The sequence below is a fragment of the Flavobacterium sp. ZT3R18 genome (assembly GCF_007097385.1).
Lineage (GTDB): Bacteria > Bacteroidota > Bacteroidia > Flavobacteriales > Flavobacteriaceae > Flavobacterium.
The window spans coordinates 12,094-37,248 of the sequence record NZ_VJZS01000016.1 but is presented as its reverse complement, the minus strand read 5'-3'; the positions used below and the strand labels follow the sequence as shown (position 1 = coordinate 37,248).

The 25,155-nt window shown below is 35.2% G+C and carries 21 protein-coding genes; 7 read left to right on the top strand and 14 right to left on the bottom strand.

The genetic code is table 11. From position 1 onward, the window contains the following. Nucleotides 1-74 precede the first annotated feature (74 nt). The 9 genes from FNW52_RS15410 to FNW52_RS15370 all read right to left on the bottom strand — a co-directional run bounded on the left by FNW52_RS15410 (nucleotide 75) and on the right by FNW52_RS15370 (nucleotide 11,642). Nucleotides 75-1,217: an efflux RND transporter periplasmic adaptor subunit gene (locus tag FNW52_RS15410; protein WP_143378326.1), complete on the bottom strand. Its 1,143-nt coding sequence runs from the start codon at nucleotides 1,215-1,217 to the stop codon at nucleotides 75-77. Between the two features lie 110 nt (nucleotides 1,218-1,327). Continuing rightward, nucleotides 1,328-2,665, bottom strand: coding sequence for a TolC family protein (locus tag FNW52_RS15405; protein ID WP_143378325.1), 1,338 nt, complete (start codon nucleotides 2,663-2,665; stop codon nucleotides 1,328-1,330). Beyond that, nucleotides 2,665-3,261, bottom strand: a complete 597-nt coding sequence (locus FNW52_RS15400) for a TetR/AcrR family transcriptional regulator (protein WP_143378324.1) — start codon at nucleotides 3,259-3,261, stop codon at nucleotides 2,665-2,667. The genes FNW52_RS15405 and FNW52_RS15400 overlap by 1 nt, the downstream gene beginning before the upstream one ends. Before the next feature lie 667 nt (nucleotides 3,262-3,928). After that, on the bottom strand, nucleotides 3,929-4,519 hold the full coding sequence (locus FNW52_RS15395; protein WP_221933401.1) for a hypothetical protein: 591 nt from the start codon (nucleotides 4,517-4,519) through the stop codon (nucleotides 3,929-3,931). Nucleotides 4,520-4,750: 231 nt separating this feature from the next. Beyond that, nucleotides 4,751-7,927, bottom strand: coding sequence for an efflux RND transporter permease subunit (locus FNW52_RS15390; RefSeq protein ID WP_143378323.1), 3,177 nt, complete (start codon nucleotides 7,925-7,927; stop codon nucleotides 4,751-4,753). Between the two features lie 87 nt (nucleotides 7,928-8,014). Beyond that, a complete protein-coding gene (locus tag FNW52_RS15385; protein WP_143378322.1) occupies nucleotides 8,015-9,079 on the bottom strand; it encodes an efflux RND transporter periplasmic adaptor subunit in 1,065 nt (354 codons plus the stop codon). Nucleotides 9,080-9,086: 7 nt separating this feature from the next. Continuing rightward, on the bottom strand, nucleotides 9,087-10,424 hold the full coding sequence (locus tag FNW52_RS15380) for a TolC family protein (protein WP_143378321.1): 1,338 nt from the start codon (nucleotides 10,422-10,424) through the stop codon (nucleotides 9,087-9,089). Further along, on the bottom strand, nucleotides 10,421-11,020 hold the full coding sequence (locus FNW52_RS15375; protein WP_143378320.1) for a TetR/AcrR family transcriptional regulator: 600 nt from the start codon (nucleotides 11,018-11,020) through the stop codon (nucleotides 10,421-10,423). The genes FNW52_RS15380 and FNW52_RS15375 overlap by 4 nt, the downstream gene beginning before the upstream one ends. 100 nt (nucleotides 11,021-11,120) lie before the next feature. Beyond that, a complete protein-coding gene (locus tag FNW52_RS15370) occupies nucleotides 11,121-11,642 on the bottom strand; it encodes a YceI family protein (protein WP_143378319.1) in 522 nt (173 codons plus the stop codon). Between the two features lie 245 nt (nucleotides 11,643-11,887). Between FNW52_RS15370 and FNW52_RS15365 the strand changes: the two genes are divergently transcribed. Together FNW52_RS15365 and FNW52_RS15360 are read left to right on the top strand one after the other, a co-directional pair. Then, a complete protein-coding gene (locus tag FNW52_RS15365; protein WP_143378318.1) occupies nucleotides 11,888-12,862 on the top strand; it encodes a polyprenyl synthetase family protein in 975 nt (324 codons plus the stop codon). 171 nt (nucleotides 12,863-13,033) lie between these two features. Next, complete coding sequence (locus tag FNW52_RS15360; protein WP_143378317.1) at nucleotides 13,034-13,384, top strand: hypothetical protein; 351 nt, start codon at nucleotides 13,034-13,036, stop codon at nucleotides 13,382-13,384. 28 nt (nucleotides 13,385-13,412) lie between these two features. Here FNW52_RS15360 and FNW52_RS15355 read toward each other — a convergent pair whose 3' ends face one another. Both FNW52_RS15355 and FNW52_RS15350 read right to left on the bottom strand, forming a co-directional pair. Then, a complete protein-coding gene (locus FNW52_RS15355; RefSeq protein WP_143378316.1) occupies nucleotides 13,413-14,255 on the bottom strand; it encodes an Rpn family recombination-promoting nuclease/putative transposase in 843 nt (280 codons plus the stop codon). A gap of 49 nt (nucleotides 14,256-14,304) precedes the next feature. Then, a complete protein-coding gene (locus FNW52_RS15350) occupies nucleotides 14,305-14,853 on the bottom strand; it encodes a hypothetical protein (RefSeq protein WP_143378315.1) in 549 nt (182 codons plus the stop codon). 115 nt (nucleotides 14,854-14,968) lie between these two features. Here FNW52_RS15350 and FNW52_RS15345 point away from each other — a divergent pair, with 115 nt between their 5' ends. From FNW52_RS15345 to odhB, 4 genes are all read left to right on the top strand, one after another. Beyond that, entirely contained in the window at nucleotides 14,969-17,758 is a 2,790-nt protein-coding gene (locus FNW52_RS15345; RefSeq protein WP_143378314.1) for a 2-oxoglutarate dehydrogenase E1 component, read from the top strand. A 117-nt stretch (nucleotides 17,759-17,875) separates the two neighbouring features. Beyond that, a complete protein-coding gene (locus tag FNW52_RS15340) occupies nucleotides 17,876-18,178 on the top strand; it encodes a nucleotidyltransferase family protein (RefSeq protein ID WP_143378313.1) in 303 nt (100 codons plus the stop codon). After that, a complete protein-coding gene (locus FNW52_RS15335; RefSeq protein WP_143378312.1) occupies nucleotides 18,165-18,506 on the top strand; it encodes a DUF86 domain-containing protein in 342 nt (113 codons plus the stop codon). The genes FNW52_RS15340 and FNW52_RS15335 overlap by 14 nt, the downstream gene beginning before the upstream one ends. 11 nt (nucleotides 18,507-18,517) lie before the next feature. Beyond that, nucleotides 18,518-19,744 carry a 2-oxoglutarate dehydrogenase complex dihydrolipoyllysine-residue succinyltransferase gene (gene odhB / locus FNW52_RS15330; RefSeq protein WP_143378311.1) on the top strand — a complete coding sequence of 409 codons (1,227 nt, stop codon included), beginning with the start codon at nucleotides 18,518-18,520 and terminating at the stop codon, nucleotides 19,742-19,744. Between the two features lie 40 nt (nucleotides 19,745-19,784). Here the strand turns inward: odhB and FNW52_RS15325 are convergent, their stop codons facing one another. After that, nucleotides 19,785-20,621, bottom strand: coding sequence for a hypothetical protein (locus tag FNW52_RS15325; RefSeq protein ID WP_143378310.1), 837 nt, complete (start codon nucleotides 20,619-20,621; stop codon nucleotides 19,785-19,787). Nucleotides 20,622-20,785: 164 nt separating this feature from the next. On the opposite strand from FNW52_RS15325, the gene FNW52_RS15320 reads away from it, so the two are divergent. Next, a complete protein-coding gene (locus FNW52_RS15320; protein WP_143378309.1) occupies nucleotides 20,786-21,751 on the top strand; it encodes a C1 family peptidase in 966 nt (321 codons plus the stop codon). A 104-nt stretch (nucleotides 21,752-21,855) separates the two neighbouring features. On the opposite strand, the gene FNW52_RS15315 is transcribed toward FNW52_RS15320, so the two are convergent. Further along, the gene (locus FNW52_RS15315) at nucleotides 21,856-22,296 is read right to left on the bottom strand and encodes a retropepsin-like aspartic protease (RefSeq protein ID WP_143378308.1); all 441 of its coding nucleotides are present in this window, start codon (nucleotides 22,294-22,296) and stop codon (nucleotides 21,856-21,858) included. A gap of 53 nt (nucleotides 22,297-22,349) precedes the next feature. Beyond that, nucleotides 22,350-25,004: a CHAT domain-containing protein gene (locus tag FNW52_RS15310; RefSeq protein ID WP_143378307.1), complete on the bottom strand. Its 2,655-nt coding sequence runs from the start codon at nucleotides 25,002-25,004 to the stop codon at nucleotides 22,350-22,352. Nucleotides 25,005-25,155: the final 151 nt, after the last annotated feature.

The following is a 25,155-nucleotide window of genomic DNA, read 5'->3' as shown; positions in this document are numbered from 1 at the left end:
TATTGATATGAATAACGATTGATGGCCACAGAAATCTGCAATCGAAAATCGTTAATCTGCAATCAAAAATCATTTTAAAAGTTCAGTTTCATTCCATCCGAAATGGTATTCATCCCTTCGGTAACAATTATGGCATTGGCATCTAAACCGCTTAAAACTTCGGTTGCATTATCAGAGGATTGACCTGTTTTCACAATCACTTTTTTGGCAACTCCCGTTTTTCCGTTCGAGTTGGTAACCGTATATACAAAACTGTTTTTCTGCCCATCCTGCTGAATCACATTCGTAGGCACAACCACCGCATTTGGGCTAACATAATCGATAACTTTTAGTTTGGCAACTTGGTTAGGGCGCAATAAGTTTTCTGGATTGGGAACGCTTACTTCGATTCCGAAACTTCTGTTGTTTGGATTGATAAAATTACCAATCTGGCGTACTTTTCCTTTGTAGGTTTTACCCAATGAAGTTAAGAATACATCTACTTCTGTGCCTATTTTTAGTTTACCGATATAGGTTTCCGGAATAGAAGTCGAAACATACATATTTCCTAAATTTACGATTCGCATTAATCCTTGTGGACTGGCAGCAACTACTTCTCCTTTTTCTACAAAAACCTCGTCTATAGTTCCCGAAAACGGAGCTCTGATTACTGTTTTGGCTATTTGTGCTTTGATTTGCGCCACTCCTTTTTGAGCCGAAATCATTTGTGTTTGAGCTTGGAGGTACTGTATCTCTGAACCAATTTTTTGTTTCCATAGATTTTTTTGACGTTCAAAAGTCGTTTTGGCCAATGCATATTGATTTTCGGCACTAGCTAGCTGTTGGCTCATACCACCGTCATCAGTACGACCTAAAACTTGCCCTTTGGTTACATTTTGCCCAGCTTTTACATTCAGTTCAACAAGATTTCCCGGAAATTCAGGTTGAATTAAAACATTCTCATTGGTGTTAATGCTACCTTGTATTTCAAGATAATGGTTGAAAACCGTGTCTTTCAATTGCACTACCGAAACCAATGCCACAGTTTCCTTGTTTACATCCAATGTGGCCAATGCGTCATCGAGTTGGCTTAATTGCGATTGAAGTTCTGCCTTTTTTGCGGTGATCGCTTTTATATCTTTCGATTCAATAAGGGCGTCGATGGATTGTTTTTTTTCTGATGAATTACAGGCAATCAATACCACTGAAAGTGTGATTAGGATGATTATTTTTTTCATATGTAGATAATATTTGTTTTTTAAAGGAATATGGTATCGCCAGATCTTTATTGGTGTTTGCGACAAACGGAGTCATGGCGATTTCATGTGTGTGTTTTTATTGAGAATCGTTATTGAGTGATGATTTTTTCTAAGCTGGCTTTTTTGTTCACTATGTTGACCATAGTTTCTAAGTATTTTTGTTGAGCGGTATACAATTGACGCTGCGCATCATTAAAGTCAAAACTGGTAGAGAGTCCTTCCGTAAATTTAATTTGCTGCTTTTTCTCTATTCTTTCCGCTAGGTTTAAATTGTTTTTTGCTGTTGCATAGTCTGCAATACTGTATTCATATTCACTTTTGGCAGTAGCATATTGTAATTTTAATTTTTGCTCTGTTTCGCTCAATTGTGTTTTGGCTTGATCTAAAGCAATTTTTGCCTGTTGGGTTCTGGAACTTCTGGCCAAACTGCTAAATATTGGCACATTAAGGCTAACCCCTAAGTTAGAATAGTTGAACCAGTTTTGGTTTTGTGTAAAAAATTGAAACTCATCTTTAAAAGCAGTGTATCCAAAATTAACAGTGGCGGATAACGAAGGCAAAGCTTTACTTCTTTCCAATTTGTATTCCAACTCTCTTCGCTCTTCGAAATTCAGCGCTATTTTATGGTTTATGTTGTCATTTACATTAAATTCGTTTGCCGAAAAGGCCAAATCCATATTCTGAAGCGTCAAGTCTTCTAGTTTGTCGGTCAGTGTTAATTGGTCGGAGATTTCTATACCCAGATTGATCTTCAACATTTTATAGGTAATATCCAGTAAACGTTTGTTGTAGTTTAAGGTGCTTTCTAATGAGGCAAGGGTAATTTCTAGTTGTTCGACACTTTCTTCTTCGATTAAACCGTTTTTGTAAATGGCTTTAGTGTCGTTTAACGTTTTTTGTAAGGAAGCGATGTTTTTTTCTAGGATAGCGATGTTTTCTTTGGCCAATAATACATTTCCGTAAGAGTTAATGACCATTTCCTTGATGTCTATATCAGTTCTTTGCTTTGCATTTTCGTAATACTTCAAGTATGTTTTAGAGGCTTGAAGTGCCACAATATAGGAGCCGTCAAAAATAATTTGACTTAAAGAGGAACGTGCGACCATATTATGTTTGGTTCCAAATGCCACTTCAGCATATTCACCTGGGGTACCTCCAAAAAATTCGGCAGGAACGACAGATTTTTGCAAAACGAAATTGTTGGTGTAATCTAGACCGGCATTAATTTGAGGTAAACCCATTGCAGTGGTTTCCCATTTTTTTTGTTTGGCCGCTTCGATATCACGTCCCGAATTAATGACGGAATAGTTGTATTCACGCGCATGGTCAATGGCTTGCTGCAAGGAGAAAGAATAACTCTGCTTCGAGTCTTGAGCATGGGCGCTCAAGGCAAAAAGAGTAAGGGTTACAAAAAATATTTTCTTCATTATATATTGGTTTTAGATAATTGTACTTCAAGTTCGGCTATTCCCTTTGTTGTTGCCATAGCTCTGGTGTGGTATTCTAGTGCATCCAATTCTAATTTTTGCGCTTCTTTTTCGGAGGGGGTATTTTCGTTAATGCTAAAAATCAAAGTGTAATAGAATTTCACATAGACATCAACATCGAGATCTTTTCGATACAAATGCTGCATTATTCCTTTTTCTATATTTTGTTTAAAACACATATTACACTTATTAATTTCTCTAGACATTACGTTTTGATAAATTTCGGGATAATGTTTTTTTAATTGGTATAATGGAGAGGTGTCGGAAGATTTGAACATCTCTTTGAACATTTTTCGGATTTCAAAATTCTCTTCTATTGCGTTGTGATTTTTGGCAACAATGGTATCAATGATTTCGTGAACGGTTATGTGAACCATTTCGGTGCTTTCTTTAATTAAGACTTCTTTATTGCAAAAGTATTTGTAAATCGTTTTTTTTGAAATGCACATATCCCCTGCAATATCATCCATAGTGACACTTTTAAAACCTAGTTTTAAAAATAAATCAGTAGCTTTTGATATAATCTTGTCTTTCATCTTGTGTGGTAACTATTTGTTAATTAATGTATTGGTGTAAATATAATAAGAAAACGAATACCCTAAAAAGTGTTTCCTTTTGTTTTTAATGATGTTTAAATTCTAAATATAGGAATAAGCATACTATCAGAAGTTGTTGCCTATTCTTCGTGATTTCTAGTTTTTGTAATAATTTTGTAGTGCAAATATAATAAGGAAACGTTAAAAACAGAATAAGTTTCCCATGTCTTTTTTTAGATTGTGTTTAAAATTAAGGAATTAGCTTTTTTTTTAAATTAGGAATTACAGATAACTCCATAAAAAAAGGACTTCCAAAATATTTGAAAGTCCTTTTTTTTTGCTTTTTTTTAACAAAACGTAGAGTCTAAATGATTTAGCTATAAAAATTAATTGCGAAGTGCACAATGAATACAGCAAAGTTCGCTATGCTTTGCGAACATTGTGCTTCTTTTGTAGTCTTTGCGGCTAAAACCGTCTTGGCTTAACTCTTTGTGATCGTAATCGGCAACCATTTCAACTATTTTTTTCTGCTTTAGAAAGCAACCCATTTTTGCTGTATTCCAAAATAATCATGTTTTTATTGGATTTGATTCCAAAATGATTATTTTTTTTGAAGAAGCTTTTTTAGAATTTTGAGTGGCTGATTCAGGTCTATATTCGCAAAGTTCTATACAATTGTTTGTGTTCTTCGGGAATAGATATACATAAAAGCGCCGTAGGAAATTTCAATTATTGAACCAGTCAAGGCAGACACATAAGATTGTGCATTTAATGAATATAGTAAATACCCCGCAATTCCCAAAGTCGCCCCTATAATCCAAAATAATCGGTTTCCGTATAGGGTATTAAAAGTTAAATATCGGCCTCCAATTATCATAAGCATCCCTTGAAAGAACCATTCAATTCGTAGCAGTGAAAGTCCGTAAGCAAGTGGTATGCACATTAGCATAAAAAATGTTCCTTCCATAGCAAGATTACCCAAGGCGTTGTTCTTACTATGAGTTCCGCTAACCCCAAGTATCTTATTGAAAATTGTGCTTATAGGATGAATCAATACCCCTCCAATAAGAAGTGTCCAAACAGCCTGCTTTGGAGGATAATTGTAGGCTACTAAACCTGAAAGTAACCACATAAATCCAGAAACTACAATGCCAGTAGCTCCACAGATATAATTATTTCTCATTTCAAGTTGGGCTTGTTTCATGTTTTCCATTTGTTCTTGTAGATTATCGTTATTTTGTAAGTTTGAATAATTCATAGTTTCTGAAACTCATTAAAAAAATGTTATTCTTGCTAGTAACACGAGCCATCAACTTGTATATATCCTAAACAAATTTCCACAGATTCAACCATTTGGGTTTGAATCTGTATAAGGTTTGTTAAAGGATCATATTTCAAATATACCCATTCTATTCCTACAAAGATAAAAAAACCACCAAAAATCAGATTTCTGGTGGTTTCCTTAAGTATAAAATTAAATTCAGAGGTATTAAACCGTATGCTTCGGATTAAATCCATCTTCGCTTAATTCTTTGTGATCGTAATCAGCAACCATTTCGGCTTCGTAATCCACTTTTTCTTCTTTAGAGAATTTAGCAATTATTTTTTCCATGATTTCATAAATCACAGGAACAATAATCAAGGTTAGGAATAATGAACTGATCAATCCACCAATAATTACCCAAGCCAAACCGTTTTTCCATTCGGCTCCAGCTCCAGAAGCCAATGCAATTGGGAACATACCAAATACCATCGCAATGGTCGTCATTAAAATCGGACGCAAACGAGCGTGATTCGCTTGAATTAATGCCGTTCTTATGCTTTCGCCAGCAGCTCTTCGTTGGTTGGTGTAATCCACAAGCATAATCGCATTTTTACACACCAGACCAATTAACATAATGATACCCAAAATGGTAAATATGTTCAACGTATTATTGGTTAATGCCAAAGCTAGCATCGCTCCAATAAACGAAAGCGGAATAGCAAACAATACCACAAACGGGTGTATAAAACTATCATACAAACCAACCATTACTAGATAAACTAAGATGATAGCGGCTAATAAAGCGATTCCCAAAGTACCAAAACCTTCGCTTTGATTTTCTTGGTCTCCACCCCAAATGTAATTTACTCCAACAGGTTTTTTAAGTTTGTCCAGTTTTGCTTGCCATTGGGTCACAATTGTTCCCGCAGGAACCCCTACGTTTTGTCCCTTGACAGTTACCGATGCCGTTTTGTCTCTACGCTCTAATTGGCTAGGGCCAGAACCTTCGGTAATACTTGCAAATTGTGATAATTTGATTTGTTGTCCAGCAGCATTGATAAAGATAAGGTTACTAACATCAGTGATGCTTTTTCTATCAAAAGCATTGTATTTAATGTTGATGTCGTATTCGTATTCGCCAGCTCTAAATTTTCCATCGGTGTTTCCACTGTATGCGGTTTGCATCGTCATACCAACCGTTTGAAGGGTTAGTCCCAAAGCAGCCATTTTATCACGATCTACTTTTATGTTAATTTCAGGATTTCCGTCTTCTACAGTCAATTTAATCTCGGTAGTTCCTGGAATGGTGCGCAATTCAGCTTCCGCTAATTTGGCAAATTTCATCGCACTTTCTACCGAAGGACCTGTTACGATTAATCCAAGAGTAGCATCTTCGGCTGTTCCTAGAATACCAACGGGAACTGTTTTTACTTTGGCTCCAACCAATACTTTTTCGAGTTTACGTTTAATTTTGGCTGCGTAAACAGAGGCGTCATCAGTACGCTCTTTTTGGTCAATCATTTTTACGTCAATCTCGGCTTTATAAGCAGTGGCTTGCGCAGCACCCAATCCTTCACTGGTTTGTCCTACAGTCGTAATTTGACTGTGAACATACTCTTCGGTTTTCAAAAAGGCTTCTGCTTTTTGCGTCATAAAGTTGGTTTGTTCCAGAGAAGCATCTTTTGGCATTTCTATTTGAACTAAAAACTCTCCACTATCCGAAGCGGCAAAGAATTCTCCTCCAATAAAACCTCCTCCAAGCAATCCGATTGTTGAACCGAAAAACAAAATCAACACCACACCAATCGTTTTCAAATAATGATCCAAACACCAGTTTAGCAATCCAGAAACCCAGTGGGTAAAACGAGTTAAATAACTTTCGAATGCAAGAATAATTCTTCCAAATAAGTTTTTACCCTCAATATGTTCTAGTTTTCCATAACGGGAAGACAACCACGGAATAATGGTAAAAGATGTCAAAAGAGAAAATAAGGTTGCAATAATTACCGTCACACAAAACTGTGTAATAATATTGGATACCAATCCAGAACTCATTGCAATTGGCAAAAATACCACCACAATTACCAAGGTAATCGAAGTTACGGTTCCGCCAATTTCGGCAGTTCCATCAAAAGCGGCACGAACACGGCTCTTACCCATTTCCATGTGCCTGTAGATATTTTCCAATACCACAATGGCATCATCGACCAGAATACCAACTACCAATGACAATCCTAATAAACTCATCAAGTTTAAAGTATATCCCATTAAATAAATCCCAATAAAGGTGGCGATTAATGAAGACGGAATCGATACCATTACAATCAATGAATTTCGAATACTGTGCAAGAAAAACAACATTACAAAAGCAACCAAGACTACTGCAATTAATAAATCGTGTACCACAGAATCGGCGGCTTCTAAGGTATAAACGGTGCTGTCTTTGGCAATTTCTAATTTTAAAGCATTTGTTTTATAATCTTTTTCCAGACTATGAATGGTTTTGATCAATTGCTCACTTACCGCTACGGCATTGGCATCAGATTGTTTAATTACTTGCAGTATAATGGCACTTTTTTGATCTACACGCGAAATTTTTTCAGCAATTTTTTGAGTGTCTTGCACATCGGCAATCTCTCCCAAACGAATCTGAATTCCGCCTTTAGACGAAACAACTAAGTTTCTTAACTCTGCTACATCTTTATATTTACCCGCAAGACGAATTAATATTTTTTGATCACGAGTTTGAATGTTTCCTGTTGGAAAATCCAAGTTGGATGTCAAAATAGTCTGTTGTACCTGCGGAATTGAAAGTCCATAACCTTGCATTTTTACAGCATCAAGATTTACCTGAATTTCACGTTCTTGACCACCAATAATATTTACTTGTGCCACACCAGGGACACGAGATAAAACGGGAGTGATTTTTTTATCAATTAAATCATAAAAAGTAGCTTCATCCATTTTTCCGTTGGCACCAATGGTCATAATTGGCAAATCACTCAAGGAGAATTTAGTAAGCGATGGTGTTTTGGCATCATCGGGTAAATCGCTAATAATGGCATTTATTTTTCGTTGCGCGTCATTCATCGAAATATCCACTTTGGCTTTTGAAGTCAAAGAAATCGATACGATAGACAAACTTTCATAAGATTTAGAGTCAATTTTTTTGATATTCTCTAATGATGCGACGGCATCTTCTATTTTTTTGGTAACCGTGTTTTCGACCTCACTTGGAGAAGCTCCAGGATAAATCGTAGCAATTGTAATTACGTTTTGTTCGAATTTAGGAATCAATTCATAGCCCAACTGGCTATAACTGAACAGTCCACCAAGGGTTAGAATTGTAAACAATACAATTACTAACGACGGACGTTTTATGGATATTTCTGCTAATTTCATGTTTTTCTTTTAAATAGTGATAAGTGATTAGTAAATAGTGATTAGCCCTGAATGCAAGTGTAGTTTATAGCTAATCACTAATTACTTTTACTTAATAATTTCTACTGCATTACCATCTTGCAAGTTAATTTGCCCTGTAACAATTACAGTATCTCCATCAGATAATCCGTCAACTATTTCTACTAAATCTCCCAAGATTCTTCCAGAAGTTACTTTTTTGAATTTTGCAATACCGTTTTCAACCACAAAAACTTCGTTGCTGCTCACACTTCCCACAAAAGCATTTCTAGGAATTACTTTTAATTGTTGTTTTTGTTTAGAACCAAAATTAGCAGTTCCGTACATTCCTGCCTTTACGCTGTTGTTGGCGTTGTTTGCAATTTCAATTTCTACAGGAAAATTCAAGGTTTGATCTGCTTTTGCAGCGATAAAAGTGATTTTTCCAGCAAAAGTTTTGTCAGGGAAAACGCTAGAAGTTACATTTACACTGTTTCCTAATTGTAAGCTTGCCACTTGACTTTCGTTTACGGTAACTTTTAGTTTCAGTTTAGAAACATTTACAATATCAAACATTGCTGTTGCCGGCATTCCAGTTAAAATAGAACCTGGCTCAATATATTTTTTATTGATAAATCCTTTAATTGGCGCTTTTACTTTGGTATCGCCTACGTTGATGTTGGCTTGTTTTAAGTTTGAACCTGCATTAGTTAAGGCTAGTTTGGCTTGATCCAATTGTTGTTTGGTTACACCACCTGTTTTATAAGCGTTTTCATAACGATCATAATCCGATTTTGCATTGTCATACGCTGCTTTGGCGGTTTGAGCATTAACATTTATAACGTCGCTTCGAACAATTACCAATGTTTGTCCAACATTTACATAATCGCCTTCTTTTACCAAAACGCTAATTACTTTTCCAGATTTTTCCGCAGAAAAAGTTAATTCTTGAGTTGGCTCGAAGTTACCATTCGCTACAAAGTCTAAAGAAACTTCTTGTGTTTTTACTTCTTGTGTTTTTACGGATATCGAAGCATTTTTTTCGGCAACAATATCTGTTTTAGCTTTGTTTTCAATTTTATTTGTATTTAAAGTAAAAGCAATAAGCCCTAATGCTCCTAAAATTACAGCTACGGTTATTATGTTTTTTTTCATCTTGTTTTTAGTTTAATAATGTTTTAAGTTCTCCTTTAGATTTGATTAATGTTATTTCAGCAATTTTATAGGCTAATACTGCTCTGGTGTAATTGTTCTGTGCTTCAAGTGATGCATTTTCGGCATCTAATAAATCAGTTAATGAGGCTAATCCTTGAAGATAATTGTTTTTGGTGTTTTTTAAAATATCTCCAGCCAAACGCATGTTCTCTTTTTGATTGCCGATGGTTATAATGTTATTCTCAATTTGAGTTTTTGCATTTCTATACTCTAAATCAAGTGAAAGTTGGGTGTCTTTAATGTCTTCCTGAAGTGATCTAATGCTAACATCAGCTTGGCTTACCTTGGCACGAGTTCCAAAACCAGTAAAAATTGGGACTCTCAAATTCAATCCAATGGATGAGTAATCAGACCAATACACACCATTTTCAGGTTTTGCAAAAAGAGGCATTTCTGGTCCTTGTCCTATATAATTGTATCCTGCTACTAAAGAAAGCGTTGGGTAATATTCGGCTTTAATGGCTGTTTTTCGGAACTCTAATAATTCTTCTTGTTTTTTCAAAAGCAGATATTCGGTTCTGTTGGCTGTATTTGGAGCCTCGGTCAATGCTGCTGGGGTTACTTCAAATTCAGTTTGTGGAATCACAATTTGAGTTTCAATAGGCATTCCCATATAAAACTTCAATGCATTTTCTTGTAATTGAATTCCATTTTTGATTTGTTGACGTTCCGTGTCAATGTTTGACATTTTTACTACGATTCGGTCTAAATCAATTTTTTTGGCCAAACCATTGTTAAATTGACCTTTTATGATGTCCCTAACTTTTGAGGTATTCACATAATTGCTGTCCAATAAAGTCAACCTTTCACGTTGTACATATACGGAGTAATAATTGTTTGCTACTCTTTCAATAACCTGTTCTTCTGTTAATTGATTGTTTATTTGGTAAAATTCACGAGTCGTTTTTGCCGCTCTCAATCCCGTAAAAACAGATTGGTCAAAAAGTACTTGGTTTAACGAAACTCCAGCACCCGAAGTCCATTTTTGTCCAAAAGAAACTTGCATTGTAGTTCCTGGGGCGCCAAAAGCTGCTCCATCAATAACACTAGTTTGCAAAACAGGATTGTACATTAAGCTTCCGTTTGCCGTGATTTGCGGTAGGGCTCTGGAACGAACTTCTTGAATTTTGTATTCACTGTTTTCTACCTCAAGTTTTGCTTTTTTGGCATCGGCTTTATTCTCTAATGCATACGTTATAGCGTCTTTTAGTGTAAGCGTCTTCACTTCTTGTGCTTTTGCTGTGACCGCAAAAGTCAAGAATGTCAATAAAATTATTTTCTTCATAATATATTAGGGTTTTGTAATTGTTTTTCTAGTTCCGCTATTCCACTGGGTGTTGCCATGGCTCTGGTGTGGTATTCTAATGCTTCTAATTCTAATTTTAGCGCTTCTTTTTCAGATTGGGTGTTTTCGTTGATGCTGAAAATTAGGGTGTAATAAAATTTGATGTAATTTTCAACATTCAAGTCTTTGCGATACAAACCTTGAGCAATTCCTTTTTCAATATTTTGTCTAAAACAACTTTCGCATTCTTGAATTTGTTGGGTTAAAACCTTTTTGTAAATCTCAGGATAATGCTTTTTTAATTGGTAAATTGGAGAAGTATCGCTTGTTTTAAACATTTCCTTAAATGTTCTTCTGATTTCAAAATTCTCTTCAATCGAATTGTGATTTTTGGCCACAATACTATTAATTATTTGATGTATTTCTTTGTGTACTAATTGTGTGCTTTCTTCAATCAACAATTCTTTATGGGCGAAATATTTATAAATTGTTTTTTTAGAAATGCACATTTCACAAGCAATATCATCCATCGTGATGCTTTTGAAACCGAGTTTCAAGAACATATCTTTCGCTTTTGTGATTATTTTATCTTTCATTTTATGGGTAACTTGTTGTAATTAATAATTTGAATTAAATACTACAGTAAAAGTTAGTTGTTAAATGAGTTTTTGTATGCTTTGTAAGAACTGGTTATTCTTAATGTGTAAATTCTAAATTGGCAATGAGTCTGATGTCTTTGCCTACTGCAAAACCTCCATTTTGGGAAAGCATATTGTAATTCAATCCAAAATCCTTACGGTTGATGTTTCCTGTAATTTCAAATGAGGCTTTTTGAACGCCATTATAATTGTTGAAACCGATAAACTCAGTATCTAATTCCACCACTTTCGTAATGTTCTTGATGGTTAGAAAACCTTTCAAGAAATTGATGTTTTTATTTATTTTCTGAAAAGAAGTCGATCTGAATTCTATAACAGGAGATTCATTTTTATCAAAAAAATCAATCAATTTTAAATCCTTATTTTTTTGTGTTGAGTTGATTCCTTTGTCATTCACATTCAATGAAAATTCAATCGAAGCATCTTCGACTTCATCGTTCTGTATGGCTACATGTCCTTTGAAATTATTTTTGGTTCCTGACATATAGTCTATGAGAGAATGTCTAGATTTTATTAATACGTCTGATTCGTTTGAATCAATTGCCCATTCATTTTCCATGGTTATTGTTTTAGTAATGTTGCTCCCTGATGCTTGGTTTTATAAATTTTAGTGATGCAAATATATGCAGGAAACTTTAAACACCAATAAAGTTTCCAATGTTTTTTTAAAATTCTTTTATAAGGAAAAACTATAGTTAGAAATTAGATTTATTTTGAAACTGATAATCACTTTTGAATTGTATCTTTGGGCTTTTCAAACTTGAGTCCAAAAGACAGGGGAGAAAGTAAACAAGATCTTATTTTATGCACGCCATTCATCAGTATCAAGAATTTTTTATTGCTTATTTAGAAAGTCAAACGATTAATAAAAACCCAAAAAATCTATACGAACCCATAGATTACATACTAAGGTTAGGCGGGAAGCGAATGCGTCCAGTCTTGACATTAATGACTGCCGAAGTTTTTAATACGGATTATAAACAAGCACTTCCTGCGGCTATGGCAGTTGAGGTTTTTCATAATTTTTCTTTAGTTCATGACGACATTATGGATGATGCACCACTGCGAAGAGGCTCGTCAACCGTACATGAAAAGTGGAATATCAACACTGGAATTCTCTCGGGAGATGCCATGCTGATTTTGGCGTATCAATATTTTGAACAATACGAGCCAATCGTTTTTAGAGATTTAGCCAAATTGTTTAGCAAAACAGCTCTTGAAGTTTGCGAAGGTCAGCAATGGGATGTCGATTTTGAAACCCGTAAAGATGTTACTATTCCAGAATACCTCAAAATGATTGAGTATAAAACGGCTGTTTTGGTTGCCGCTGCCATGAAAATGGGTGCCATTATTGCCAAAACATCTGAGGAAAATGCCAATTTAATTTATGATTTCGGACTTCATTTAGGATTGGCTTTCCAGTTACAAGATGATTATTTGGATGCTTTTGGAGATCCGGAAACTTTTGGAAAACAGGTAGGAGGAGATATTATCGAAAACAAGAAAACCTATTTGTATTTGAAAGCTGTAGAATTTTCGGATGACAAACAAGCACAGCAACTGAATGATTTATTTGAAATTCATTCAAACGATAATGATGCAAAGATAGAGGAAGTAAAAGCTATTTTCAATGCTTCAGGAGCTTCTGAGGCAACACAAGAAACCATAAAAGAATATACGTTTAAAGCTTTTGAAACTTTAGAAAAAATGAATATCGAACCGGATAAAAAAGCAATGTTAAGAGCTTTTGGAGAAAACCTGATGGGGAGGGAAGTTTAGATTTAAGATTTTTGATTTTAGAAGTTTTGCATTCGATTAAACCGAGCTCTTTTTAAATAATAAATCAATCCCGATAGCTATCGGGACGTTAATCAAAAATCAAAAATCCATTGAGTGTAATCCTTCTTCAATCTGCAATCAAAAATCGTTAATCACCAATCAAAAATCCTCATGTTTATAGCTCCAAAAAATACCGATTTACTACTCCAAGAAGCCGAGAAAGAAACGCTTTATGTCAATTTGATTACTCAAATGAATAAGGATTTTAATCTGGCAAACGAAGCAGTAGATTTTCCTTTGAGTCTTTCGCCAGACGAATTGAAAATTGAGTTGCACGAAAAAATATACCGACTTATTCAGTACAAATTTGCTGAGTACCTCAATTTGCTATACATTATTGATGTCTCCGAAGACGAGATAAAAAAACTGGATGGATCAGATTTAGTGATTCTAGCGGAAGAAGTTGCCTTTTTGATTCTAAAAAGAGAATGGCAGAAGGTGTGGTTTAGGAATAAGTATTAAGTAGAAGTTTTTTCTTGAATGATTTCTGTTAATTTGCTGATATTATTTTGACAACTTCTTCAGGTGTCAGTTTAGAAATTGTAGCTAATTGTTCAATTGTAAATCCATTTCTATGACCTTCTAGAATCATTTCGATCTTTCCTTCAATCTTTCCTTCGATTTTTCCTCTTTCTTCGCCTTCGGATATAAGGCTTCTTTCGCATTGAACCCAATCCCAGTATTTTTCGTACTCTTCAAGTTCTTCTTTAGAAAAAGAAGATTCTTCTAGAATGTCTAACGCTTCTTTTATTTCTGAATTTTCTGATAATTCAATTGGAATTTGACTAGTGCCATCAAGAATTTCTGTTAGAAAGCGCAACCACAGTACTTTCATTTTTTTTTCTTCGAAATTCGCAGGTACGAATTTGGGTAGTTCCACAAAAACAAATTCTAGTCCCTCCAGTTTTTTTTGAGTTTCAAAAGAGTGAACTAAACTATAGTGATGGTAATAGTGTTTTGAATTAGGTTCGAAAATTTCATTAACAAGACTTAAAGCATAGACTGTTTTTAATCCTTTGTATTCGCCTCCTTTGGTTATTTGTTTTACATAGCTTTTTGAGGCATTAAAAATAACTCTTTGTTTGAAGCTATCCGTCCAAAACATTTGCATTTCGACTATAAAAGTTCGTTTGTTTTGGTCTATGCAACGTACATCTACGATAGAGTTTTTTAGACCAGGAATTTGCGGAACCTGCTCTGCTGTAAGATAACTCACCTCGACTATCGGGACATCTAATGGTAGTAATGAATTGAGTAAACTCATGACCAAGTGAGGATGCTCGCCAAATATTTTTTTAAATGTCAAATCGTTTTTAGGGTCTAAATATCGCATTTGGAGTTTTTTACAAAGATAATTTATTTTTAAGTCGAATTGGGTGTCTTTAAAAGTACGCCCTCACAAAAGGCATTAAAGCATCGCCATACACATTGTCGTTTTCGTCAAACAAAACATTATAGGCAAGTCCGATGGTTACATTCCCCGTACGATATCCCGCTCCTAAAAATAAGGCTGTATTCCAAAAATCTTCGGAATAATTGCCGCCACCAACGGTTTGATAATTATTATTGACTCTAGATTCATTCAAGTTTATGGATAGCTGAATTTCCGGAATCGGATTTATATAAGTAAGAATACTCGCTCCATAAATTGCAGAGTCATAATATCCTTTTGATGATACGTAACTTGCTTGCAAACCTAATCCTGTTGATAAATAAGGGTTTATATTGTACATGGCGCTCGGTGCTATAGAGATGTCAGTATATCCACTTCCGATGCTTAACCCTAACCCACCTCCAAATTGTACTTTTTCCCAAAAAGGACTTCTAGATTGTGGAGCACTTTGGTACTGAGCTATTACGTTTTCGCAGAATAATAAGACGATGGCTATAAAAATAAACTTTGTAACAGGTAGAAAAGAGTTTTTTTTCATATTAGGGGCTTTTTTTTAACAATTTTTTAGGTAAAAGTACGTAAAATATTGATTTAAATAAATTGGTTTATCGTATTTTTGCCGGACTATTTAACAAAGTATATTCAATAACATTATGGATAGGTTTTCATTTTTAAACGCAGCACATACCGAATTTTTCGCTCAATTATACGATCAATATTTAGAAAATCCAGATAGCGTTGAGCCTAGTTGGAGAAGTTTTTTTCAGGGTTTCGACTTTGGAATGACCACTTATAATGAGGAGAATCCAGTTGCCTATACTTCAAATGTAGCTTCAAGTACTGCTGCTCCAAGTGCAGTAGATACTAGTGCGATTTCTGAAAAACTTCAAAAAGAATTCAATGTACTAAAATTGATTGATGGATATCGTTCTCGAGGTCATTTGTTTACAAAAACAAATCCCGTAAGAGATAGAAGGGTCTCGTCTCCTACACTAGATATTGAAAATTTTGGACTAAGTGTTTCCGATTTAGATATTGTATTTGATGCGGCAAAAGTGCTTAAGTATGCACCATGTACCCTTAGGGAAATTATTGTGCATCTTGAAACGATCTATTGTCAACACATTGGTGTCGAGTATATGTACATTCGTAAACCAGAAGTGGTGGAATGGATTCAGAATAAATTGGGTGTAAATGACAATCGACCTACTTTCTCTTCGGATGAAAAGAAAACAATTCTTGGTAAGTTAAACGAAGCAGTTTCTTTTGAAAACTTTTTACATACTAAATATGTAGGTCAAAAACGATTTTCTCTAGAAGGTGGAGAATCGGTAATTCCTGCTCTTGATGCTTTAATCGAGAAAGCAGCCGAAAAAGGTGTCGAACAGTTTGTAATGGGAATGGCACACCGTGGTCGTTTGAATGTTTTGGCTAATATTTTTGGCAAATCAACTCAAGACATTTTTGGAGAATTTGACGGTAAAGATTATGATCAGGAATATTTTGACGGAGATGTAAAATACCATTTAGGTCTTACTGCCGATAAAGTAACGAGATCAGGCAAAAAGATAAACATTAATTTGGCTCCAAATCCTTCGCATCTAGAAACAGTAGGTGCGATTATTGAAGGAATCACAAGAGCGAAACAAGACAAATATTTTCCAAACGATTTCTCTAAAGTATTGCCAATCGCCGTTCACGGGGATGCTGCAATTGCTGGTCAAGGAATCCTTTACGAAATTGTGCAAATGGCGCAATTGGATGGATACAAAACGGGAGGAACCATACATATTGTAATCAATAATCAAGTTGGTTTTACTACCAATTACCTTGATGCGCGTTCTTCTACCTATTGTACTGATGTGGCCAAAGTAACGCTTTCGCCTGTATTGCACGTAAATGCGGATGATGCCGAAGCGGTGGTTCATGCCATGTCATTTGCATTAGATTTCAGAATGCAGTTTGGTCGTGACGTATTTATTGATTTATTAGGATACAGAAAATACGGTCATAACGAAGGGGATGAGCCTCGTTTTACACAGCCAGTTTTGTATAAAATCATTGCAAAACACCAAAATCCAAGAGATATTTATGCCGAAAAATTATTGGCAGAGCGTGTTATTGATGCCACTTATGTAAATCAATTAGAGAAAGACTATAAATCGAATCTTGAAGAAAATTTAGAAGCTTCCCGCAAAAAAGATTTGACAATCATTACTCCATTTATGAAAAATGAATGGAACGGATTTGAACAAGTGAATGATAAGAAAATGCTTGAAAAAGTAGATACTTCTTATCCGAGAGAGGAATTGACAAAAATTGCCAATGTAATCTGTAATTTACCAACGGATAAAAAGTTTATCAATAAAATCCAAAAGCTAATCAACGACAGAAAAACAATGTTTTTCGAAACCAATAAGTTAGACTGGGCTATGGCTGAGCATTTGGCTTATGGTTCATTGTTGAAAGAAGGGTATGATGTTCGTATTTCTGGACAAGACGTAGAGCGTGGTACTTTTTCTCACAGACATGCCGTTGTTAAGGTAGAAGACTCAGAGGAAGAAGTTACTTTACTAAGCAATCTAGAAGGAGCAACAGGTAAGTTTACTATTTTTAATTCCCATTTATCAGAATATGGAGTTCTAGGCTTTGATTATGGGTATGCCTTGACAAATCCAAAAGCGTTAACGATTTGGGAAGCACAATTTGGGGATTTCAGTAATGGTGCTCAAATCATGATTGACCAATACATTTCTTGTGGGGAAGACAAATGGAACAATCAAAACGGAATTGTTATGTTATTGCCTCATGGATACGAGGGGCAAGGGGCAGAACACTCTTCGGCTAGAATGGAGCGTTATTTACAACTTTGCGCCAGACAAAATATGTTTGTTGCCGATTGTACCACTCCAGCGAATTTCTACCATTTGTTAAGAAGACAAATGAAAACTACTTTCCGTAAGCCGCTTATAGTGTTTACACCAAAGAGTTTATTGCGTGATCCAAGAGTAGTTTCTCCAATCGAAGATTTTGAAACTGGATGTTTCCAAGAGACTTTTGATGACGTTACCGTAAATAAAGCCGATGTGAAAAGCTTAGTTTTCTGTACTGGTAAGTTCTACTATGATATTACTGCGGAGCGAGAAAATAATGGACGTAAAGATGTTGCGGTGGTTAGAATCGAGCAATTGTTCCCATTGCCTGTTGAACAGTTAAAAGCAATTATCGCACAATATCCAAATGCAGACGATTATGTTTGGGCACAAGAAGAGCCGAAAAACATGGGAGCCTACAGTTATATGTTAATGAATTTTGATTTGGTAAAATGGAGATTGGCTTCGCTAAAAGCATATGCAGCGCCAGCTTCTGGAAGTTATACTAGAGCAAAACGCCGTCAGGCAGATGCTATACGAATGGTATTTGACAAGAATTTATTTAGATAGAAATATAGGAGCTATTTCCTGCTGTCCGCTGTATCTTTTTCTTTTTAAAGGAAAAAGAAAAAGGATGTCGCTTCCATCAGGGCTAAAAAGAGTAACTTTGATATAAATTAATTTCAAATGCTTAATAAACAGGACATAATTCAAAAGATAATTGATAACAGAGATTCCATAAAAAAATTTGGAGTCAATGAAATTGGTTTGTTTGGTTCTTATGTTCGAAATGAGCAAACAGAAAATAGTGATATTGATTTGTTGATTGATTTTGAAAAAGACAAAAAAACACTCAGTAATTTTTTAGATTTCTGTTATTATATGGACGATATGTTTAAAGAAATCAAAGTAGACGTTGTTTCCAAAAAGGGATTAAGTGAGTTTATAGGCCCATACATATTAAAGGAAGTGGAATATGTCGAAATCTGAAATTGAATATTTGAGGCATATAAAACAAGAATGTGAATTTATTTTGGAACATTCTAAAGGATTAGTTGAAGAGGCTTTCTATGAGGATCAAGTTTTAAAAAGAGCTTTTACAAGATGTTTAGAGATTATAGGAGAAGCTTCAAAAAGGGTAAGTTTAGATTTTAGATTAAAATACAATAGCATTCCGTGGAAAGATATGGCAGGAATGAGAGATAAAATTATTCACCACTATGAAGGGGTAGATTATGAAATTGTTTGGGATACCATTCAAAACAGAATTCCTGAATTAGATTGTCAAATAGAATTAATAATTAAAGAACACAAATAAAATTATAAAGGATGATTTTAGAAATGAAAGTCCCATCACCAGGGGAATCAATCAAAGAAGTTGAAATTGCAACTTGGTTAGTGAAAGACGGAGATTATGTAGAGAAAGACCAAGCCATTGCTGAGGTTGATTCTGATAAAGCAACTCTTGAATTACCTGCTGAAGTAAGCGGAATTATTACGCTAAAAGCGGAAGAAGGGGATGCAGTTGCTGTTGGAGCTGTAGTTTGTCTTATTGATACTGATGGAGTAAAACCATCTGGTTCAGCTCCAGTTGTTGAGGCTGCTAAAGTTGTCGAAGCTCCAAAAGCAGAAGCGAAGGCTGAAGCTCCAAAAGCGGCTCCTGTTGTTGCTTCTTACGCAGCTGGAACACCATCTCCAGCAGCCAAAAAAATATTAGACGAGAAAAACATTGCTCCAGCGACTGTTACAGGAACTGGTAAAGCAGGAAGAATCACTAAGGATGATGCAGTAAATGCTGTACCATCTATGGGAACTCCTACTGGTGGATCTCGTGGTACAGAAAGAACTAAATTGTCTATGTTGCGTCGTAAAGTTGCTGAGAGATTAGTAGCTGCCAAAAACGAAACGGCTATGTTGACTACTTTCAATGAAGTAAACATGACGCCAATTAATACGTTGCGTAATGAGTACAAAGATGCATTCAAAGCAAAACATGGCGGAATAGGTTTAGGATATATGTCATTCTTTACCAAAGCCGTTACTAGAGCATTACAAATGTATCCAGACGTAAATTCTATGATGGATGGTGACCATAAAATCGCTTTCGATTTTTGCGATATCTCTATTGCGGTTTCAGGACCAAAAGGACTTATGGTGCCTGTAGTTCGTAATGCTGAAAACTTGACTTTCCGTGGAGTAGAAGCGGATATCAAACGTTTGGCTATCAAAGCACGTGACGGACAAATCACTGTTGATGATATGACTGGTGGAACATTCACGATTACAAACGGTGGTGTTTTTGGAAGTATGTTGAGTACGCCAATCATCAACCCTCCACAATCTGGAATCCTTGGAATGCACAACATTATCGAGCGTCCAATTGCTGTAAACGGGAAAGTAGAAATTCACCCAATGATGTATGTGGCACTTTCGTATGACCACAGAATTATCGATGGTCGTGAGTCTGTTGGTTTCTTAGTAGCGGTTAAAGAAGCGCTTGAAAACCCACTAGAATTGTTATGTGATAACAATCCTAAAAAAGCATTTGAGTTGTAGATTCAACAAATTATTCAAATACAAAAACCGTTTAGTTTTGCTAAACGGTTTTTTTTATGCTCCGTTTTTCTTCAATAGCTGCTTTTATTTTTGTCGCTATTTCATTGTAATCGGGATTGTAGTTGTCCCAGATTTTCCAAACAGCATCTGTTTTTTTGATGAAATAGGTTTGTCTATTTACTTTGTTAAAAACAATTGTAACAGTATCATTTTCATCTTTCCATTCTAAATTCCAAAACTCTTTTGCGGTAATGATAGCAATTGATTCGGATATGCTAGAAACCTTAAAGTCATATACTTCAAAATTAGATCGGTTATTGGTGCAATTCAAATGGTAATTTAATTTCGAATAGTTTTCTATAATGTCTGTGATTCTTTTGGATAATGGGCCATCTGTGAATATGAAGTTTGATAAACTGCTTACATTGACTTCGGGTAGCTTTTGCAAACAATTGAATTCTTCTTGACAATAATCGGTAATGAGTTTTTCAAAAAAGGAAGCTGGTTCATTTTTGTTTTCAAATTCAGAGGATTTACTAAGATCTATTGCCTCGTTATTTAGAAAGCTATTTAAGGAGGGGTGTCCAATAAAAATAGCCAACTTGTCTAAGCTTTTTAGGAAACGCAAATCTGATTTTTTTGTTTTAGAAGGATCATTCGTAAATATCCTTTGAAGAGTTATGCTTGATATGGAGCAACCCAATTCATTTCTTTTGGCACCAGCCATAAATTCTGATTTCTGCAAACAATCCGAGATTATTTCAGACAGTATAATATAGTGTGCTCTTTTCCATTCGGTCGTGCCGGATAGAGTGCTGTTCTGTATTGTAGGGTGTGATTTGACCGTTTTTGTTAGTTTTTCAATAATGAGTTCCATGCTGTTTTTGGGGTAAGAATGGTTAGTTTTTTAGAGAAGTGGGGCTTCGGCTATTTTTTTATGTATGACTTGTGTTAAAGTTGTGATTAATTTAGTGTTAATATAATGCTAAAATTACGTATAAATTTGTTAAATAAATCAATAACCAAAAAAAACTAAAGATTATGAAAAAACAATTTATTAAAAACATTGCTAGAAACATTGCAATTCTGTTTGTAGCTGTACTTGCATTTGTGTCCTGTGAGAAGAATAATGAACAGTCTGAAGAGGTTCAAGGAAAGTTAATGGATGGAGAGGTTAATTTACTCGATAAAGGAAGATATGGACTTGCTCCAATGTCTGAGGAGTATTTGAAAAGCATTGTAACCATTTCCCCAAATGAATATCGTTTAGAAATTGCCAAATTCAGACCTGATTTGAAATCGCTTTCTCAAAAATCTGATTTGACTGCTAAGGTAGCTGCGGTTAAAAACTTACCAACTCCTCCAGTAGGAGATCAAGGAAGCGAAGGTTCATGTGTGGGTTGGGGAGTAGGTTATGCAGCACATAGTATCGCTAGATATATAAACAATACGGTACATCAAAGCAATTGGGCTGGAGCTTCAAGGAGTGCGGCTTATGTTTATAATCAAATCAAATTAGGGGATTGTGGTGCAGGTTCTTATCCGAATGATGCTATGAACTTAATAAAAAACCAAGGAGAATGTGGGAATTCACAAATGCCTTACATTGCGGGTGGTTGTTATACACAGCCATCAGTACAGCAAAAAACATGGGCAGCGGCGAGAAAATCAAGTGGTTGGTTTAATGTGAATGCAAGAAGTGCATCCGATATAAAGTACTATCTCAATCAGAATTATGCTGTAGCGGTATGTTTCAACGTGAATCAAAGTTTTTTTGATATTCGTAATAACAATTATGTTTGGTCTAGTGTTTATGGATCAACACAGGGAGGTCACTGTGTATGTATTGTAGGATATGACGATGCCACGCAGCTTTTTAAAGTGCAGAATTCTTGGGGTTCAGGCTGGGGACGTGGCGGTTTCTTTTATGTAACGTATGCTAATATTGCCAATGGAGCATTCAACTGGGCGGGATGTATTCTTCCTAACCCATCAGCGAATCTTTAGTAGATAGATTAATTCAGAATTTTCATATATAAAAAATCCCGCTTGGTTTGCCAAGTGGGATTTTGGTTTAATCATTTTGATTTTGAATATAGAAATCATTGTTTTTATTTCTTCAAATACAAACAATGATTGTAATAATCAATTATTCCCTTGCCTTTCATCAAAATATCGGCGCCAATAATGCCGTGTACAGGTTTTACTTTATAATGATTCAGCGCTTCATTGACGTGTGATAAATCAAAGATGATGAGGTCGAAATTGGAGTTTTTCCAATTGCCCAATTGCAGCTTGTTTGAGGAGGAGGTTTGTGTTAGCATACCCGTTGCACCCGCTCCCGAAGCTTTGGTTTTAGATTTTTTAGCTTCCAATATAAAATGTCCAATACTTTCAAATCCTACGCAACTGTTCGAAGCGCCTGTGTCTAAAATAAAATTTCCCTTAACACCATTAATTTTTGCTTTGATCAAAAGATGTTGTGTTTTGGTGATTTTAAACTTGACTTTTTTATAATCTTCCTTCTTTAGTTTTTCGTGTAAATTTTTCATCTTGACAACAGCTATTTTTCGCAAAGTAAAAGTAGCATTAGTAACGATACAATTTATTTTTTGAGTGTAAATTTTCTCTTTTTTATTCTTTTCAAAGTCAGTCTGAATAGTAAAAAACCGCCAATAAGCATACTGATAATTACAGATCCCACAATCAAATAATTGCTTTTTTCTTTGTTTTCCAGACTGCCATAATACACAAAAGCAGCCCAATAATAAGGGGATTTTTCAGCATTTGAGATGTTTTTGTTTTTTAAAAAATCAAGTTTTGCTTTGGCATTGGCTTCAAAATAAGAATCGTTTTTTTTGATGTATTTGTAGAAATCCCCCATAAATACAGCCGTAGTGTAATCATTGACTTTCCATAAAGAGAATAACAAATTTTGAGCTCCCGCAAGCTGAAAACCTCTGGCGATACTCATAGCGCCCTCGGATTTGTAGAGTTTGCCAATCCCTGTTTCGCAAGCGCTCAAAACGACCAAATTGGGATTGATACTAAGAGGATACAGTTCTGAATACAATACTTCTCGATCATAGAATTTAATGCTGGCAGGTGTTTCAGTGTTACCAGCTGTGGCGTGGGTTGATAAATGCAGTATCGAATAGGATGCTGCATTGTCTTTGAAGTTTTTAAAATTGGCATTGGAGTTTTCAAAAAATCGACCTTTGAAACTGTTTTTAATGGATTGCAATTCGGTTTTGGAATAGGTCAGTGCGTAATTGGTTTTTTCAAAAACGGGGAAAATGCCCAAAACCGTTTTTTCTTTTGGAGAAAAAGGTTTGGTGTTCAAATAAAAACTAGCCGAATTATTGTAGGCAATTTTGTAATCATGCAGTAAATAGTGCATTTTTTCAAAATTGGTTGTGTTAGATTCTTCGGTAATTAAAGCTTCAAAGGGCAGAAAGTCGAGTACGCCATCTGGAATGATAATCAGGTTTTCTTGATTTTTACTTTTGGGTAATTGAAGTTTGTCAAAAGCTATTTTTCCAAAATGATTGTATCCTTTTATATCATTGGTAATGGCATTGGCATCATTGAAATACCCGATAAACTGCCAAAAATAGATAGAGTAATGAGCATCATTGCTAAAAGAATTCAAGACTATTTTTTCGTTTTGGGTGCCGCCCAAAGTAAAATAATACATTTTTTCGAAACCCGAAAAATAATAAATCATTAGGGCATCGTCAGCATTCAGTTTGGAATATAACGCATTTAAATCGATGGATTTTTCGTTAAAATCGGTGTTTTTAGACTGAAATTCTTTGAGCAAAAGCATGGTTTCATTTTGCTTTTTGATGGATTTGTTTATTTTGTAAATATTGGCGAACGCTCCTTTTTGTTGTTCTTTTAGGATTTCGTTATTCCAAAATTGTAGTTCTTGAATCTTTTGTTTTTCCTTTTTTGAAGCGCTGCTGTTTCTCGAAAGCTCACTTTTTAAAACCCCCGATTTGGTGCGTTCTGCAAGTTGAAAAGCCTTTTCGATATAGCTGATTTTGTTTTCTTTTTGATACAGATTATTGTAGATGGCAATGCATTTTTCGGTGCGATTGCTCATCCGTATTTGATTGATGATTTTAGAATTTTCATAAAGCAACAAACTGCTCATCAACGCTTCGATAGGAAAACAAAGTGCATAAACTTCTAATGCTTTTTTGGGTTGGTTTTGCAGGTTGTAAATCTCGGCCTGTAAATCTAAAGCATCGAGTAAAATCGTTTCGGCATACAAAGAACTTTGTAGCGGAATAATTCTCTTCTGGTTGTTGTATAAAGGAATTAAGGTTTGATAAACCAGTTGAATCGATTGATTGGCCTGGTTTGTTTTTCTTTGTTCAAAAAACAGCAAGGCTTCTTCGTAATACAATTTTGCAATGGCTCGAGCTCCATTGCTTTTAGAGGTAAAGAAAAGTATTTTTGCTTTTTCGAAATAGGCATTTGCTTTTTTAAAATCGCCTCTTTGCCCATTTAGGGAAGCTAAGTTTCTATAGCAATTGGATAAAGCTTCGGATTGATTTTTTTTATTTTTTAAAAGGGGAATGGCACTTTGGTAACTGTTCTCGGCTTTGAAATAGGGTTGCGGATCGAAAGCTAATTCTTTGGCGCTAAGCAAATAAGTATTGCCCAGATTATTCAATAAACGTCCTTTTTGAACGGGGGAAAGTTTTGCGGTTTTTAAGGTGTTTTCTAATAAATCGATAGCCAAAATATTTTTGCCAGAACTTTGATAGACATTGGACAAATTGAGAATCGCTGCTATTGTATTGACTTCGTTTTTTTCTTGATTGGCAATAAAATAATAATGCTTGATAGTGTTCTCAGCATTGTCATAATCCCCAATGATGGTGTAGAGATTGCCTAATGGTTTTAAGCAAAATTCAACAATGTCATAATTGGTGAGTCGGTAGGTTTGGTATAGTTTCCAAGCTTTTTCATAACTCGCAATGGCTTGGTTTGTTTTGCCTAATTTATTTTCGAAATAGGCTTTGTTGCAGTTTAAGACAACGATGGAGAGCAATGCGGTTTTTGATTTTTGATTTTTGTTTTTCCAAAAATTAGTTTCAATAGTGTTGAGGTTTTGAATGCCTTGCAAGGTTGGATTGGCTACAAAGAAGTCGATTGCCTCATAAGTGATGTCTTCTTGGGTGTGTCTTTTTTGTCCGAATAGGGTCAGAGATGCAAAGAGGTAAAAGAAAGCAATATTTTTCATCATAGCATTTTATTTTGCTGGCATGTATTTACGGCGGTAGTTTTTTTTGGTTCTACTACGAATTGTGTTGGCAAAATTTTTTAGCCATGACTCGAGCGATAGTGAATAGGCGAAGCAATTACACAAATTATTCACGAATTTTTTTCTTTTTAAT

What these genes read in the sequence shown, in the direction of transcription:
- FNW52_RS15410 (WP_143378326.1), bottom strand. Translation starts at nt 1,217, where the DNA reads ATGAAAAAAATAATCATCCTAATCACACTTTCAGTGGTATTGATTGCC.
- FNW52_RS15405 (WP_143378325.1), bottom strand. Translation starts at nt 2,665, where the DNA reads ATGAAGAAAATATTTTTTGTAACCCTTACTCTTTTTGCCTTGAGCGCC.
- FNW52_RS15400 (WP_143378324.1), bottom strand. Translation starts at nt 3,261, where the DNA reads ATGAAAGACAAGATTATATCAAAAGCTACTGATTTATTTTTAAAACTA.
- FNW52_RS15395 (WP_221933401.1), bottom strand. Translation starts at nt 4,519, where the DNA reads ATGAATTATTCAAACTTACAAAATAACGATAATCTACAAGAACAAATG.
- FNW52_RS15390 (WP_143378323.1), bottom strand. Translation starts at nt 7,927, where the DNA reads ATGAAATTAGCAGAAATATCCATAAAACGTCCGTCGTTAGTAATTGTA.
- FNW52_RS15385 (WP_143378322.1), bottom strand. Translation starts at nt 9,079, where the DNA reads ATGAAAAAAAACATAATAACCGTAGCTGTAATTTTAGGAGCATTAGGG.
- FNW52_RS15380 (WP_143378321.1), bottom strand. Translation starts at nt 10,424, where the DNA reads ATGAAGAAAATAATTTTATTGACATTCTTGACTTTTGCGGTCACAGCA.
- FNW52_RS15375 (WP_143378320.1), bottom strand. Translation starts at nt 11,020, where the DNA reads ATGAAAGATAAAATAATCACAAAAGCGAAAGATATGTTCTTGAAACTC.
- FNW52_RS15370 (WP_143378319.1), bottom strand. Translation starts at nt 11,642, where the DNA reads ATGGAAAATGAATGGGCAATTGATTCAAACGAATCAGACGTATTAATA.
- FNW52_RS15365 (WP_143378318.1), top strand. Translation starts at nt 11,888, where the DNA reads ATGCACGCCATTCATCAGTATCAAGAATTTTTTATTGCTTATTTAGAA.
- FNW52_RS15360 (WP_143378317.1), top strand. Translation starts at nt 13,034, where the DNA reads ATGTTTATAGCTCCAAAAAATACCGATTTACTACTCCAAGAAGCCGAG.
- FNW52_RS15355 (WP_143378316.1), bottom strand. Translation starts at nt 14,255, where the DNA reads ATGCGATATTTAGACCCTAAAAACGATTTGACATTTAAAAAAATATTT.
- FNW52_RS15350 (WP_143378315.1), bottom strand. Translation starts at nt 14,853, where the DNA reads ATGAAAAAAAACTCTTTTCTACCTGTTACAAAGTTTATTTTTATAGCC.
- FNW52_RS15345 (WP_143378314.1), top strand. Translation starts at nt 14,969, where the DNA reads ATGGATAGGTTTTCATTTTTAAACGCAGCACATACCGAATTTTTCGCT.
- FNW52_RS15340 (WP_143378313.1), top strand. Translation starts at nt 17,876, where the DNA reads ATGCTTAATAAACAGGACATAATTCAAAAGATAATTGATAACAGAGAT.
- FNW52_RS15335 (WP_143378312.1), top strand. Translation starts at nt 18,165, where the DNA reads ATGTCGAAATCTGAAATTGAATATTTGAGGCATATAAAACAAGAATGT.
- odhB (WP_143378311.1), top strand. Translation starts at nt 18,518, where the DNA reads ATGATTTTAGAAATGAAAGTCCCATCACCAGGGGAATCAATCAAAGAA.
- FNW52_RS15325 (WP_143378310.1), bottom strand. Translation starts at nt 20,621, where the DNA reads ATGGAACTCATTATTGAAAAACTAACAAAAACGGTCAAATCACACCCT.
- FNW52_RS15320 (WP_143378309.1), top strand. Translation starts at nt 20,786, where the DNA reads ATGAAAAAACAATTTATTAAAAACATTGCTAGAAACATTGCAATTCTG.
- FNW52_RS15315 (WP_143378308.1), bottom strand. Translation starts at nt 22,296, where the DNA reads ATGAAAAATTTACACGAAAAACTAAAGAAGGAAGATTATAAAAAAGTC.
- FNW52_RS15310 (WP_143378307.1), bottom strand. Translation starts at nt 25,004, where the DNA reads ATGATGAAAAATATTGCTTTCTTTTACCTCTTTGCATCTCTGACCCTA.